Origin of the sequence: Bradyrhizobium icense (assembly GCF_001693385.1) — a bacterium.
Taxonomy (GTDB): Bacteria; Pseudomonadota; Alphaproteobacteria; order Rhizobiales; family Xanthobacteraceae; genus Bradyrhizobium; species Bradyrhizobium icense.
In genome coordinates this window covers 2,632,864-2,648,051 of record NZ_CP016428.1, presented here as the reverse complement: position 1 = coordinate 2,648,051, position 15,188 = coordinate 2,632,864, and the positions used below count along the sequence as shown (strand labels likewise).

At 59.6% G+C, this 15,188-nt stretch carries 11 protein-coding genes; 5 read left to right on the top strand and 6 right to left on the bottom strand.

All coding sequences use genetic code 11. The annotated features are described in order from the left end of the window. Positions 1-10: 10 nt before the first annotated feature. Positions 11-1,210, top strand: coding sequence for an IS91 family transposase (locus LMTR13_RS12465; RefSeq protein WP_065728140.1), 1,200 nt, complete (start codon positions 11-13; stop codon positions 1,208-1,210). A gap of 757 nt (positions 1,211-1,967) precedes the next feature. On the opposite strand, the gene LMTR13_RS42050 is transcribed toward LMTR13_RS12465, so the two are convergent. Continuing rightward, positions 1,968-2,282, bottom strand: a complete 315-nt coding sequence (locus LMTR13_RS42050) for a hypothetical protein (RefSeq protein WP_156795587.1) — start codon at positions 2,280-2,282, stop codon at positions 1,968-1,970. A gap of 16 nt (positions 2,283-2,298) precedes the next feature. On the opposite strand from LMTR13_RS42050, the gene LMTR13_RS12460 reads away from it, so the two are divergent. Continuing rightward, positions 2,299-4,257, top strand: coding sequence for an alpha-1,4-glucan--maltose-1-phosphate maltosyltransferase (locus LMTR13_RS12460; protein ID WP_065728139.1), 1,959 nt, complete (start codon positions 2,299-2,301; stop codon positions 4,255-4,257). Positions 4,258-4,262: 5 nt separating this feature from the next. Further along, entirely contained in the window at positions 4,263-5,828 is a 1,566-nt protein-coding gene (locus tag LMTR13_RS12455) for a putative maltokinase (RefSeq protein WP_065728138.1), read from the top strand. On the opposite strand, the gene glgX is transcribed toward LMTR13_RS12455, so the two are convergent. The 5 genes from glgX to LMTR13_RS12425 all read right to left on the bottom strand — a co-directional run bounded on the left by glgX (position 5,825) and on the right by LMTR13_RS12425 (position 12,545). Then, on the bottom strand, positions 5,825-8,056 hold the full coding sequence (gene glgX, locus LMTR13_RS12450) for a glycogen debranching protein GlgX (protein ID WP_065728137.1): 2,232 nt from the start codon (positions 8,054-8,056) through the stop codon (positions 5,825-5,827). The genes LMTR13_RS12455 and glgX overlap by 4 nt on opposite strands. Before the next feature lie 635 nt (positions 8,057-8,691). Beyond that, on the bottom strand, positions 8,692-8,868 hold the full coding sequence (locus LMTR13_RS39145; protein WP_197521080.1) for a putative zinc-binding metallopeptidase: 177 nt from the start codon (positions 8,866-8,868) through the stop codon (positions 8,692-8,694). Positions 8,869-8,961: 93 nt separating this feature from the next. After that, on the bottom strand, positions 8,962-9,174 hold the full coding sequence (locus LMTR13_RS12440; protein ID WP_065728135.1) for a hypothetical protein: 213 nt from the start codon (positions 9,172-9,174) through the stop codon (positions 8,962-8,964). Between the two features lie 631 nt (positions 9,175-9,805). Next, on the bottom strand, positions 9,806-11,002 hold the full coding sequence (locus LMTR13_RS12430) for an IS256 family transposase (RefSeq protein ID WP_065728133.1): 1,197 nt from the start codon (positions 11,000-11,002) through the stop codon (positions 9,806-9,808). Between the two features lie 343 nt (positions 11,003-11,345). Next, positions 11,346-12,545 (bottom strand): DUF2254 domain-containing protein, encoded by a 1,200-nt coding sequence (locus LMTR13_RS12425; RefSeq protein WP_083218998.1) that lies wholly within the window; start codon positions 12,543-12,545, stop codon positions 11,346-11,348. A 338-nt stretch (positions 12,546-12,883) separates the two neighbouring features. Here LMTR13_RS12425 and LMTR13_RS12420 point away from each other — a divergent pair, with 338 nt between their 5' ends. After that, on the top strand, positions 12,884-14,314 hold the full coding sequence (locus tag LMTR13_RS12420; RefSeq protein ID WP_083218997.1) for a mechanosensitive ion channel family protein: 1,431 nt from the start codon (positions 12,884-12,886) through the stop codon (positions 14,312-14,314). 147 nt (positions 14,315-14,461) lie between these two features. Beyond that, entirely contained in the window at positions 14,462-14,716 is a 255-nt protein-coding gene (locus LMTR13_RS40640) for a hypothetical protein (RefSeq protein ID WP_156795586.1), read from the top strand. Positions 14,717-15,188: the final 472 nt, after the last annotated feature.

The following is a 15,188-nucleotide window of genomic DNA, read 5'->3' as shown; positions in this document are numbered from 1 at the left end:
CACGACGCGTATGTCGCGCCCGGCTCTGGAGGTCGCGGATATCTTCCGCGGCCATGGTCCGGCATGGCGCCAAGTCCATGCCGGCCATATCAGCCTCGACCAGCTGAAGGTGATGTCGGCAATCGAGCGCTGCCGCACGGCGGCCCTCGGTGGCCATGTCGCGCGCTGCGCGGACTGCGCCTATACCACCATCGCCTACAACTCCTGCCGCAATCGGCACTGCCCGAAGTGCCAAGGCGCTGCCGCCAAGGACTGGCTCGCCGACCGTGAGGCCGAGCTGTTGCCAGTGCCGTACTATCACGTGGTGTTCACGCTGCCTGCGGCTGTCGCTGACATCGCCTATCGGAACAAGGCGGCGATCTACGACATTCTGTTCAAGGTCTCCGCCGAGACCATGCTGACGATCGCCGCCGACCCCAAGCACCTCGGCGCCCGGATCGGCATCACCTCCGTCCTGCACACCTGGGGCTCGGCGCTCACCCATCACCCCCATGTGCACATGATCGTGCCGGGCGGCGGCATCTCGTTCGACGGCAAAAGTTGGATATCTTGCCGGCCCGGATTCTTCCTCCCGGTGCGCGTGCTCTCCCGCCTGTTCCGGCGACTGTTCCTGGAGAAGCTCGTCGCCGCCCACGCCGCCAGCCGTCTGAGCTTCTTCGGCGACGACATCCATCTGGCCGAGGCGCAATCCTTCGCGGCTTATATCGCACCGCTGCGCAAGGCCGAGTGGGTCGTCTACGCAAAGCGCCCGTTTAGCGGCCCTACGGCGGTGCTGGCCTATCTGTCGCGCTACACCCACCGCGTTGCCATCGCCAACAGCCGCCTGATCGCCTGCGACGAACGCGGCGTCACCTTCAAGTGGAAGGACTACCGTATCGAGGGCCGCGATCGATACAAGCAGATGACGCTCGCCACCGACGAGTTCATCCGCCGCTTCCTCATCCACGTCCTGCCAAAAGGCTTGCACCGCATCCGCCACTACGGCCTGTTCGCCAAAAGCGCCTGCGCCGACAACATCGCCCGCGCGCGGGAGCTGCTCGGCGCCTCAAAACCTGAGGGCCAGCCTTCCGCTGCTGCCGTCGATTCCAGCAAGCCGAGCTGCCCATGCTGTGGCGGTCGGATGATCATCATCGAGGTCTTTGCGCGCGGTGCAGCGCCACGGCATCGACCGACAGCTCCAGCGACCGTAATCAGGATCGACACCTCATGACCGTACCGCAATCCAGCAAATCTGCCCGTTGCCGCTGGCTCTCGACCGGCCACGGCAGAGCGCGCCCAGATATCCGTCAGCCGTCGCAAATCGTCGGACAACTTGTCGAGCTCGATGCTATCCGCCGCGCATTCGTCAGCAGCCTCTCCGTCGCACGACTCGTTGGACCGCCTCGATCTCAATATACGAACTCACCCGCGGCACTCAAATCCCCATAGCGCCTGCCGCACCGCCTTACGTTCCCTTAAGCGCGGTTTCCTCCCTTGGAGGCTTTCGGACGCCGGCCGCCGAGCACGCGGCGACATCCTTCAAGCGGCCAGCATCCGAAACCCTTCACAAACGCGGACTTTGGCTTAAGCCATCCGTAAAAACTAATAAGCTTGGGCCGCGGTCCTAGCTTTCAGCAATGGCCTGCGGGGCTCGCCTCCGGCTGCCCATCGCCAGTTGCCCCGGCGAATAGGGACTGTCGTGCTTACAGCAGTTGCGGCGTGATCGGAGCACCATGCTGGAGGGCGAGCGGGCATTTTTGCTTATTTCCCTGAATCTCGAACAATCAGGGGACGTGATCCTTCCTGCCACCACTAATGCTGTAGGTTTATTGAGGAAGTACTCGCGATTGCCCAGCGCCTTCTCCGCGTACCGGTCGATGGCCACCGCGATGACCTGGACGTGCTGGTAGCAGTACCTCCCGCGCCGCCATCAGCTGCACCTTCGCGAGAGCCCAACCCAAGGCGTGTTGTCGGCTTGTTCGTCGATACTATGCCTGCGCGTCATCCGGGTCCTTTTTCATGTTGCCGATTGGGTCCGTTTTCGGGCTCATGGTGACATTCCTCGTTAATGCGCGCAGCCGCGCACTTTTGGCCGCGGCATGTTTAGCGACCAGTCCGTTCGAACCAGTGGTGGTGAGAGGATAAGCGCTAATGCGTAGTGGCAACTCGAAATATTCGAGTGCCTCTTGGTAGCGTCGCCGAAGACCAAGATAAATGGTCCGGAAGTCTAACCGCGTTATCCCCAAACAGTTCCTTCCCGAGGCGCCGGCAGCACTCAGGAACCAATCCGGCACATCCGGCATTCGTACATAAGTCTCTATGCTGCCGCGTCCCCATCATGCCATGAGCGTTCCTGTAAAACAGGCTTTTCATATCGAGGAGATTTTCCCCTCAATTGACTGTGGCCGCTTTGCGGTCAAACGGATCGTGGGCGAGGCCGTCGAGGTCTGGGCAGATATCTATCGCCACGGTCACGACGTCGTTGCCGCCGACTTGATATGGCGCCGCGAGCCCGAATCCGATTGGCAGCGGACCGCCATGATGCACCATGGCAATGACCGCTGGGTGGGATCCTTCGTGCCTGAGAAGACCGGGCGCTACAGCTACGCCATTGAGGCGTGGACTGACGAATTCGCGACGTGGCGACATGGCTTTGAGCAAAAACGCAAAGCAAATGTGGCAACCGAGGTTGACGCTATGGAGGGAGCTTCCCTCCTTACCCGCGCCCTTAGCGGCGGTCAGGAAGCCACAGTAAAGATCGCGCGTGCATGTGAAATCTTCTTACAATCGGGCAAGTGCGAGAGCTTGCTCGCCGATGACCTCAAAAAAGCGATGGCCGAAGGGCAAGATCGGACGGATCTTACCCGATCAAAGCCACTGACACTTATCGTGGATAGGCCAAAGGCTCGCTACAGCTCCTGGTACGAAATGGTGCCTCGCAGCCAAACTCCTCAGCCTGGACAACATGGTACGTGGAACGACTGCATCAATCGTCTTCCCGACATCCAAGCCATGGGATTCGATGTCATCTATTTGACGCCCATCCACCCGATTGGACGCACCAATCGCAAGGGACGCAACAATTCTCTCAAAGCCGGCGATGGTGACCCAGGCAGCTTTTACGCGATTGGCTCAGATGAGGGGGGACACGATGCCATCCATCCGCAGCTCGGAAGCCTGAATGAATTCCGGCGGTTTGTCGCGGCATGCGCGGCCGCCGGCATGGAGGTCGCGCTCGACTTCGCTATTCAATGTTCACCCGATCACCCCTGGATCAAGCAGCATCCGGAATGGTTCAAACGCCGTCCAGACGGCTCGATGAAATACGCCGAGAACCCCCCAAAGAAATACGAAGACATCGTGAATGTTGATTTTGGGTCGGACGATGCTGAAGGGTTATACCGAGCGTTGCGCGATGTCGTCCTGTTCTGGGTCTCGCAAGGCGTCAAAATCTTTCGTGTCGACAACCCACACACCAAGCCGTTTCGCTTTTGGGAATGGCTGATCAACGAGGTACAAGCGCGCGATCCTGACGTGCTTTTCCTCTCGGAGGCATTCACCAGGCCCAAAGTCATGAAGGGTCTTGCCAAGCTCGGTTTCACGCAGTCTTACACCTACTTCACGTGGCGCACGGAAAGATGGGAGATCGAGCAATATGTGAACGAGCTCGCGGGCTACCCCGAGCGCGAATTTTATCGCCCCAATTTCTTTGTTAGCACGCCCGACATCCTGCCGTACCACCTTCAGCGCGGCGAGCCATGGATGTTCAAGACGCGGCTTGCGCTGGCTGCAACGTTATCGAGCAACTACGGCATCTATAACGGTTTCGAACTTCTCGAGCATGAGCCGATTCCGGGCCGCGAGGAGTATCTCAATTCCGAAAAATACGAACTGAAATCCCGCGACTGGGACAAGCCCGGAAACATCAAGCCTTATATCGCCCAGATCAATCGTATCCGGCGCGAAAACCCAGCACTGCAACAGACCTCCGCGATCCGGTTTCTGCCCGTGGAGGACAGCTCGGTCATCGCCTACGTCAAACATTCCGCCGATCAGACAAACGTAGTTGTGACGATCATCGCATTAACGGGTGGTTTCCGGGAATTCTGGCTTCCGCTCGGTGATGTGCAGGTGCGGCTAGGCCATGGCGACTTGAAGCCCGTGACCGCGCTTGAAAACCTGAAATCCGGTCCGACCTCGCCCGTCGCCTATGGCGGTATGCGGCTTTGGATCGATCCAATCCACGATCCCGTGCTTATTTTCCGGTGCTTGGGTTAACGAACATGGGCACCGCCGCTGAACGCCTCGCATGCTTGGACATACCGGAAGGTTCTTCATGGGTTGCGAACAGCGAGGTGACTGCAGCTCTCGAAAGACATTTTCTTCCGGCCTATCTCGCCAAAACCAGGTGGTTTCCCGGTAACTCTGCAACGCGGATTAAGCCAAAGATCATTGCGAGCCTTCCGTTCGCCGCAGACTCAACCACTTTCGTCGTTATCGAGACTAACCACCGCGCGCGCTATCTCCTGCCCTTACGGGCCGACTGGTCCGTTGATGCGGGTCCCGAACTGGACAAATCCATCGTGGCTCGTTTGCACCAGGGCGAGCGTGAAGGACTGCTGTGCGACGTCGCCGCTGATCCGACTTTCATCCGCAGGCTCCTTGATCACCTTCGGCGGGAGGCTTCCATTGCCGGCTCGGGTTGGCGGCTGGATTTCAAGCCCACGAGCAAACTCGGAAGCCAGCCTCCGAATACTCCATCCCGGATTCGCGCCATTGCCGGCGAGCAATCCAACAGTACGGCGCTGGTTGACCAGGACTATGTCGTCAAGTTGTACCGCCAGATCGAGCCCGGCCAAAACCCCGAGGTCGAGATGGGACACTTTCTGACCGAGGCGGCGAATTTTGCGCATACGCCTGCGCTGCTTGGCCACCTCGAGGCTGCTCATACTTCCGCGAGCTATGCCCTTGGTATCGTCCACTCATTTGTGCCGAACAGCGGTGATGCCTGGACCTGGTCTGCCGAGCGCCTCAGCATTTACCTTGACGCTATGGGGAAAGGCTCTGAAGAACGCGACAAGGCGATCACCGCACGGCGGGATTATCTCCAGTGGGTGCGGCGTTTGGGATGCCGTGTCGCCGAGATGCATCGCGCCCTGGCAAGCCGCGGCGAAGTGGCGGCGTTCAAGCCTGAGCCGATCGACGAAGGCGATCTCGATTTCTGGATCGGCGATGTTATGGAGCGCGCTGCTCGTATCTTCAAGAAGTTGGAGGAATCGTCGCTGGATGTGGACGAATGCCCCCTCATGGAGCGCCTGCTTCGGGTCAAGCCCCGGCTGTATGATTACGCAGTTAACCTCATCCGTCCTTCGCTGGGCCGCTGCAAGATACGCCATCATGGCGATTTGCACTTGGGCCAGGTGCTTGTAGCCAATGAGGACGCAGTCATCATAGACTTCGAGGGCGAGCCCAGCCGACCTTTGGCAGATCGGAGGCGCAAGGCGCCTGCTGCGCGCGATGTCGCAGGTGTGTTGCGCTCCCTGGATTATGCCGCCATGGCCTCGAGACAGCAGAGGCGGATGTCAGAAAAACTCAACACTCTGGAGTCGCGAGCCTTATTCGCGTGGCGCGAACAGACGACAGATGCCTTTCTGAGCGCTTATCAGGAAGCGATAGGCGCCTCGGTTCTGTGGCCTGACCGCGCCGAGGATACGAAAGCGATGTTGGATTTCTTTTTACTCGAAAAAGCGCTCTATGAAGTCGAATACGAGCTCTCTTACCGACCGGCTTGGATTTCCGTGCCATTGCAAGGCGTCCTGCGCGTTCTCGAAGAAGGAGGCGTGGGCTAGACCGGAAGTGGAAACTCGGCAATATCCATGATGGCACCAAGACCCTGCCGGAGCCGTCGCGTCATGGTCTCTTCCGTCGAGAGGCCGAGCGCTAGCATCGATCGACCGGCGGCCTTTAGGCGGTGGCCAAAAGGATAAACCGTCACGGTCGCATCCGGTACATGGGTATCAATGAGCCCGGCCCAGGCGCGGCCCTGCGGCACTTCGGGCAAGACGAATTCGACCAAATCATGATGCGCGTTATAAATAAGCAGCAGTGTCGCATCCGAGCCTTTCCGTTTGACACCAGTTTCCTGGGCCCTTCCGTCAAGCAGCATACCGAAGCATCGCGTGGCCGGATTGTCCCAATCCGCCGTTGTCATCTCAAGGCCGTTCGGAGCGAGCCAGCTTACGTCCTTCACGTCTAGTTCTTCATTGACGTTGCCGATGACGAACCTTGAGCGATGCAAGATCGGAAAGGCCCGCCGTGTCGCGATTAGCTTGCGGACGAATTCCCGCAAGGCGCGGCCGTCGGCCGAGATACCGAGCCAGTTGAGCCATGCCGTGTCATTGTCCTGAGCATAGGCGTTGTTGTTGCCACGCTGGGTATGGCCAAACTCGTCACCTGCAAGGATCATAGGCGTTCCGTGCGACAGCAGCGTCGTCGCTAGGAGATTGCGCTTTTGCTGCTCGCGAAGCTTGATGATCTCTGGATCATCAGTCGGCCCTTCAGCGCCGTGATTCCACGAATGATTGTCCGAGTGTCCGTCGCGGTTGTCTTCGCCATTGGCCTCATTGTGTTTATCATTGTAGGAAACCACGTCGTTCAGCGTGAAGCCGTCATGCGCCGTAACGAAATTGACTGATGACCATGGCCTGCGGCCACGCTTGTTGAAGAGGTCACCCGATGCCGTGATGCGCCGCGCAAATTCGGGCGTCACGCCTTCATCCCCTTTCCAAAAGCGCCGCGCCGCATCCCTGAATTTATCATTCCATTCCGCCCATCCAGGGGGAAATTGGCCGACCTGATAGCCCCCCGGGCCTATATCCCACGGCTCGGCGATCAGTTTGACTGACGAAAGGATCGGATCCTGCCGGCAGGCATCCAGAAAACCGCCGCCTTCATCGAATCCGTAGGGCTCCCTCGCAAGTATGGTCGCAAGGTCGAAGCGGAAACCATCCACGCGCATTTCGGTCGCCCAGTAGCGCAGACTGTCCGCGACCATCTGAAGCACGCGCGGGTGCGACAAGTTTACCGTATTGCCGGTACCGGTATCATTGATGTAGTAGCGCTTCTGGTCTGGAAGCAGGCGATAATAGCTCGCATTATCGATGCCCTTGAAAGAGAGCGTTGGCCCGAGTTCGTTCCCTTCGGCAGTGTGATTATAGACGACGTCGAGAATCACCTCGATACCATGGGCATGGAACTGATTGACGGCTTCCTTGAACTCATTCGCAAGAGGCGTCTTAAGATAACGCGGCTCGGGTGCGAAAAACGCAAGCGAGTTATAGCCCCAATAGTTACGGAGGCCCTTCTCCGCAAGGTAACTGTCGTCCACAAATGCATGGACGGGTAGAAATTCAGCGCTCGTGATCCCGAGCGCGCGAAGGTAAGGAGGGATATGCGGATGGCAAAGTCCGGCGAAGGTGCCGCGGTCGCCTTCTGGTACAAGCGGATGGCTCCGGGTGAAGCCTTTGACGTGCATCTCGTAAAAGATGGTGCGGTCCCAGGACACCTCGGGCTTTGCCGCATGGCCCCAGGTGAAGGCGGGATCTATCACGCGGCATTTTTGCATAAGATGCGCGCTGTCGCGTGAATCGAAGGACTTGTCCTTGTCCACGTTACCGAGCTCATAGCCGAATAATTCTGGTCCCCAACGCAGCGCGCCCATAAGCTGCTTGGCATAAGGATCAATCACGAGCTTGTTGGGATTGAAACGGTGTCCCGCATCTGGCTCGTAAGGGCCGTGGACCCGGTACGCGTAGACTGTACCCGGACGTGCGGTCGGTATGTAACCGTGCCAGACTTCATCGGTGTATTCGGGCAGCTCGATGCGTTCGATCTCTTTCTTTCCGCTGTCATCGAAGAGGCAAAGCTCGACCTTGGTGGCATGAGCCGAAAACAGCGCGAAATTAACGCCAAGGCCGTCCCAGGTGGCTCCAAGCGGAAAGGGCTTACCTTCCAGCACGGTAGCACGCCGAAGGCTTGCCGCCGCCCGGGCTAGTCTCTTATCCTTGACCTTGTTCATGAACAATCCCGGGACGCATCCCTGCAACGCGCAAGGGCGGCTGTGCGCTATCCAGTAAAAGCGCTATCCATGCTTTGGTTCCCGTTACCCACCAGGCGTAAAAAGCAGCCGCCCTTGTTCGGAGCGACCCTTGAACTCCCGCAGCTTTAGCGATCCAAAGTCTTTGTATGCCGCTCGATCCGGGCCCGTGTCTGAAGCGAAGGGACTCTACCGACCATCGGCTACTGACATTACGGACGGCGTGCCGGTGAGTTAGCAGAGCCATCTTTTGCAACTCGCCGCTCAATCGGTCGAGCATAAGGCTTGCGCAGGATTGAACACTGCGAAGCAACTTAACTTCGCCATGCCTCCTCCGACTGGTGTGGATGGAGCCTGGCTTTGTCCTCCTCGTATTCCCTGATGAGGTCAGCGAGAGCTTCGCGCGTTAGCTTGTCATTGGTTGAGTTTTCTAATCTCCGACACGCTTCGATCTTATAGTCCAGCTCGCGGCACAAATCGCACATGCGCACCTCCTGTATCATATCGGGAGCACACACTATCTCCATCCGCGTCTTTGGCTGACCATTGCTGGTGATGTGCTACAATGCGATTAGACCGGCTTTGTTTCAAGGGAACGTCACCTGGGCGACTGTCCCCTACCCGCCGCCGGAGCCGGCGGTAATGCCGACCGCTCGCGCTGAACCAGCTCTTGAAATAAACGCCAGCTTGCCGATCACCGGGCGCGTCAACACGAATGGGTACATGTCCGAGGTGCCGATGGTGCGGCACAGGCTGTCCATCGCGAGTACGAATAGAAACCACGCCCGCGTCACGGCATCGAAATCCTCGTTCGCATAGTGTCCAACTCGACCCTCGCGCGCAGACCGCCAATGCAGTCGGCGGCCGGTCGACCTTCCTGACGCTCGTCAGTCGTTGACCTGCGTGCCGATCAACTGGAGTAGAGCCTGGTGTTCGGGACCGTTGGCGCCAGCTCGAAGGAATTTTCCGATTTCGATCAGGGACGCACGTCCCCCGGAGCTGGCATTGGGCTTGTGCTCCACCATCGCGACACCCGATTGCGGATCGCGGACCAGCCGCCAGACGTCACCGTTGGCGCTTTCGTAGAGAATTCTTGTCATGCCTTTTCAACCAGGTGATCTCCGAGAGGTTCCTGGAGGGCGGCCGGAAGAACCAAAATCCCCGACTGACGTTGGATCCGCATGTCGGACGCTTTTCACTATTTCCGAGCCCATGCTGTCCGAGCCCTTTGCAAGGCTCGGGCGATGCCCGTCGGACGGATGAGGCATCTCCAGATCGTGGTAGGAAGGATCTATCACCTCCTGACGAAGGAGGCCGCATACGGCCCGAACCTACATCACATGGATGACTTTCGGGCGGCACAAAAGCTCGAGAAATCGCTCGACTGATGGGAGTGGCAAATTCGTCAATCGAAGCGGCGCCCGCGGAGAATTGTGTGCGCGGCAGGAAGAAGGCGGGGTGCCCGGCGGGAGACGAAAAGTTCTGGCAACCGTCGTGCATTCCTGGAGACCACGTCCCTGGTTCGCATCCCCGCTCCCGGCCGCCGTCGCGGCGACCCGCAAACGGAGATTCGGCCCAGTTCTGTGCGTCAAGTTCAGCAAAATTGATCATGGGGTCCGGCCGAGCCATCCCCTCGGAGCCGCCGTCGCTCGCTTGCCCACAGCGGAGCGCTGGCGAGCGACGGCGGCGGAGAGGGGATGGCGTGCATCCCCTTGGTGGGCCTGAGCATCGTCAGGCCGCTTGGCGTAACGCCTCCTTCTTGTGCTGCTTCAACAGATCCATGTTGAGATAGCGATGATCCTCGAGCCAGGCCTCATGGCGCTCGACGGTCAGCGCCCGCACCAGCCTTAAACAGCTCTCGGCGTTGGGGAAGATTCGCACCACATAGGTGCGCCGCCGGATTTCCTCGTTGAGACGTTCCAGCATGTTGGTCGACTTCATGTGCTTGCGGTGCACCAGCGGCAGACGGAAGTAGGTGAGCGTCTCCTCGATGTTCTCCTCGACCCAGCCGGTGAGCTTGGGGTATTTGCCGCCCCATTTGCCGAGCCAGGCCGCCAGATCGCGCCGCACCTCGCCAAGGTCACGCCGGTCGTACATCCAGCGGAGCTCGAGCAGACAATCGTCGTCGACCCTGCGCGGCACGTAGTCGAGCGCATTGCGCAGGAAATGCACGTAACAGCGCTGCCAGAACACCCCGGCGAGGACTTCGGCAATCGCTTTCTTCAGCCCGGGATGATCGTCGGAGACGACGAACTCGACGCCATGCAGGCCGCGGCCCTTCAGGCCTTCCAAAAACTCCTTCCAGCTCGAGCGGCTCTCCCGGTTGGCGAGCTCAACTGCAAGCACCTGACGCCGGCCTTCCCAGTCAACGCCGATGGCGATCAGCACCGCCTGGCTCGCGATAATCCCGTCTTCGCGCACCCGCTCATAGCGGGCGTCCAGGATCAGATAAGGGAACGGCTCCCTCAGCTTGCGTTCGCAGAAGGCTTTCAGCGATGCATCAAGCCGCTTGTTGATGGCGCTGATCGCCGAGGCCGAGAAGGCATGCCCCACCAGTTCCTCGGTGACCTGTTTGACCTTCCGCGTCGACACGCCTTGCACGTACATTTCGGCCAGCGCCGCCACCAGCGCCTTCTCCGACCGCTGGTAGCGCTCGAACAGCTCGGTCGAGAACCGCCCTTGGCGGTCCTGCGCCACCTTGAGCTCGATCTTACCGACCCGGGTGATCAGCGACCGCGTGTAGTAGCCGGAGCGATAGCCGAGCCGGGCTTCGGTGCGTTCCCCTTTCTCCGCGCCCAACGTCTCCGCCATCTCGGCTTCCAGCGTCTCTTGCACCGCGGCCTGGATCAGCGGCTTGAGGAACTCCTTGTCCGACGCCAAAAGCTGTTTAACGGCAGAGACATCCGTCTTAATCTTCGTCACGGTCATGGTGGTCCTTGCTCCTCTACGAGCGGTGATCTTCGCAACCACCGGACTTACCATGACCGCTTCAGCCTCTCAGCTTTTGCAGAACCTCCCGCACACTACCAATATTCAGGAGGCTCGCTCTGCACGGCTTAGCCCGAGCACCTAAGGTCTGAAAGACCCAATGCCCGGGGGGAGCTATAAGGCTGTCCGTCGGGTCTGACCCCAAATGTGAGCATTTCTGTGCATTAATGTCTTTAAGGCAGAAGCTAGCTGTCGATCGGGCTGCAGGCGTCGCAGGTATTGGACCTCATCAGCTAGGTCGAAAAACCGCCTTGTGAGATTGATTGCAGCACAGGAACAGACGTCACAGGCTGAAACGCGAACGGTGCTGCACTGCAAGGTCGTCGGCGAATGCCTTGAGGCTCGCTCGCGAGTTTGGCGGCGCGCGTTTTGCAATGCGTTCGAGCACGTGGAGCGCACGGCTGATCACATCCGGGTCGGCGATAGCGTGTCTTGCGATGCCGGCCATCATTTTGCGAACGAACTGATCGAGTTTCAGGACCTCGGTCACGACCCGCAATTTTCCCTCATCATCGTACCGAAGTGCGCCCGGGATCTTTCGTCCGGCCAGTGCCGTCAGCAATTCCTCGACTCGATCCAGACAGTAAATGGCAGTCGTGGGGTCGTTGACCGCCGGCGACAAGGCTCTTTGGGCAATCTCCACGATTCGGTGGACCGCAAAATCCAGGTCCTGGGATGGCGTACGCTCCTGCCCGATCACAATCGAATCCTGCAGTTTCGCCCCAATTACGTCATCGCCGCGAACCGCAGACCACACACTCAGGATGACCTCGTCCTTCTGAACGAAGCTTCCCGGCCCCGCCTCGATTCTGAGCAACAGATCGCACGCGGTTGCCTGCTCCATGATGGCATCGTCGTCGATCATTTGGATGTAGCCGCTGAGTTTGCTTCGGACCTCGCAGTATTCACGGGCGACCTGGTGCAGGGCTTCTTCGCGTTGGATGCGGCCCTCTTGAGCGGTTGTCCCGGAATTCAGCTGCTCGGGATAGAGGCGTTCGATGGTACATCGCGCTTCCTCGGTCAGTTGCGCCAAAAGTGTTTCGATCCGGATCGTGCTGGCAATGTGATGAATGAAGAAGATCAGCACCGCCAGGCTGGCGATTGCTAGTAACACGCCCATGGCGACCGACAGGTGCGGCACGAAGCTTGAATCCGGAGTTCCCTTGACGGTGCGCAGGATAAGGAGACAGTAGACGAACGTCGCGACAAACGTACCCAGCACCACCTGATTGCCACGGTCTCGCATGAAGTTGCGGAGGATACGATGCCCGAACTGCGAGGACGCAAGCTGCAGCGTGAGCATCGTGATCGAGAATGTCAGGCCAGCGACCGTGATCATCGAACTGGCGATCGCCGCAAGCACGGCCCGGGCCCCCTCCGGTCCGAAAGCGTAGATCCACTCGAACTCCCGCACCGCTTGATCTGCGATCCATCGATCCAGCCGGGTCGTCACCAGCGAGAGGCCGACCGCCGCTGCTGCCATCAACGATGGAGTGAACCAGAAGCTGGTTCGCAGACGATCCCACAAAGCTGCCGATTTGGTCTTGATGGATCTAAGGATGTGAAGTCCTCCCGGTAATCCAGCGCGCGAAGCGCTTTTGGAGTCGAACGCTTCCGGAGATCGAGGACAAGGTCAGCCTCACTGCTCCTTCATGCCGGCCGCTGCCGCCCAGCGCGGTTGGCGTGAGCCTTGATGCAGCCAATCTTCGCAGGCGCGCGTTCGTTCCTACGAGAGGGGAGCGCTCGAACGCTTCGGAAGCCCGCAGCCAGTGTGGAACCGAAAAGTCCACTCCCTTGTTGGTTTCATTTGGGGAGTGCCAAATGAGCCGGCAGCCCAGCCGAGACCACGCGCGAACAATCTATCGAACTGTTCGCCGAGCATGCCGGTCGCGCCACCTGAGCATTCTGCTCGCAAGCCTGGCGGCGCTTCTCATTGTTGTTCCAGTCCCCGGGACGGCACAGACGCCACTCAGCCCTATCATCGACGCGCCGGACCGGGACGCCCGCAAGGAGGTTCGCGTCGACCCGAAGGTCGGTGACCCGGCGATCGCTGCGCGCATCGAGCGCATTCTGGCGTCCACGACTTGGTTTCAGCAAGCGAGTGTAGCGGTCCGCGACGGCGTCGTGTTCCTAAACGGTAGGACCGACTCTGTGGAGCATCAGCGATGGGCAGGCCGGCTGGCCGAAAGCACTGAAGGTACGGTTGCGGTGGTCAATCGCATTGAGGTCGAAGCCGACCCCGAATTGACCTTCGGCCTTGCACGCGAGGAGTTGGCAAGTATCGGACAGCAGGCTATGCAGACCTGGCCTTGGGCGCTGCTGGCGATCATCGTCATTCTCCTGTCCTGGCTGCTGTCGCACTTGGTCAGGCGCATGTCCCTGCGGCTTCTCTCCGGTCGCATTGCCTCCCCGCTTCTGCTGCGTGTTGTTGCGCGAGCGATTGCGATCCCGGTGTTCCTGCTGGGCATCTATTTCGTCCTGCGCGTCTCCGGCCTCACGCGACTTGCGATCACGCTGCTGGGCGGTACGGGCCTTGTCGGCATCGTGGCCGGCCTCGCCTTCCGCGACATTGCCGAGAACTTCCTTGCCAGCATTCTGCTCAGCGTCAGAAATCCGTTTCGGACGGGCGACCTGATCGAGGTGAACGGCCACAAGGGAATCGTCCAGAACCTCAACATGCGGACCACGGCTCTCCTGACGTTGGACGGCAATTACGTGCAGATTCCCAACGCAACCGTCTTCAAGAGCCCGATCACCAACTACAGCAGCGCGGCCAGCCGGCGCGCCGATTTTGCCGTCGGGGTTGGATATGGTTCCCCCACCATGAAGGCCCAGGCCCTGATTGCCGATGTGCTTAGCCGGCACCCCGCCGTGCTGAAGAATCCGGAGCCGCTCGTGCTGGTCCAGGAACTCGGTCCCGCAGCTATAAATCTCCGTATCTATTACTGGTTCGCGAGCGCGACGTACTCGCCCGAGAAGATCAGCTCCTCGCTTATGCGTCTGACAAAGGATGCGCTTCTCGCCGCCGGGATCGAGCTTCCGGATCCGGCGCGCGAAGTAGTGTTCCCGAACGGCGTCCCGATCATCCACGCGGATTCCACGAAGGCGGACGTCAGCCCGAGAATGCCGCCAACCGAAGAGGCCACTACGGCAAGCTCCGGCGAGGGCGACCTGCGCAACGAATTGTCCGAGCTGACGGAAGAAACCAGACTAAACCCGCCCGGCCGGGAGAGGAATTTACTCAGCTCATGACGGTCCAGCTTCGATTGCTGACCTCCCTCGGCCGGCTTAGTCAATGAGGGCTCGATTGCGGGTGCTGGTGGCGCCGCAACATCACGCACCGAGGTCCACCCTCCAGGCGGGGCACACCCCAGGGGGAGGCAACGGTTCGATCACTTCATGTCGACGCTGTTTCACTGCGTCGACAAGGGCAACGGCATCCGTCGCTCTTTGTCGCGGCGAGGGAAGCCATCGCTCGAAATCATTTCTGCTTGCCAGACAATTGACCACCCTGTTGCGGGTGCTTCTTCTCTTGCTGTGGCGCCGAAGCTGTCGTCTGGCTGCCACCTTGATCTTGGCCGAAATCGACCCGCCAACGCCGACAGCGGCGTGCCGTCAAAGCTAACGGTCTGCTTCATGCCCTGCGCCTGCTGAAAGTTGCGCACTGAAAGTTGCGCAATGCCGACCTGGTCTGGTCGTCCATCGCCGTGTCTCGGACAATTTGGCGAGATTACCGAGCTCGTGGGCTGAAAGGCGGTCTCGGTTACACACGCTCTTAGCGCGAGCCGGCGGCTGCGATCGCTGAGAGATCGAATATCTGATCCTATCGGCCTTGAAGCGTCGCGCCCGTCAGGCTGATCAACAGGATCATTACCGCAATATCGGCAGCGGGTTTTGGCAGAACCGCCGGTGCTGGACAACTTGCGGCATATCGTTCAGACGGAGGCGGAATCCTTTCCTCGCATGTAGGTCGGTTTACCGTCCGACGGTGAGAGACGCTTCACCATTCGTTCGCGCGCTGCTGTGGTTGGTGCTGCTGTGGTTGGTATTGTGCCCTTGAAAACGATCGCATCGGGAATCTGCACGTAATTTGCCGTCCAGCGCCAGGAGTGCGGTTGCGCGCATG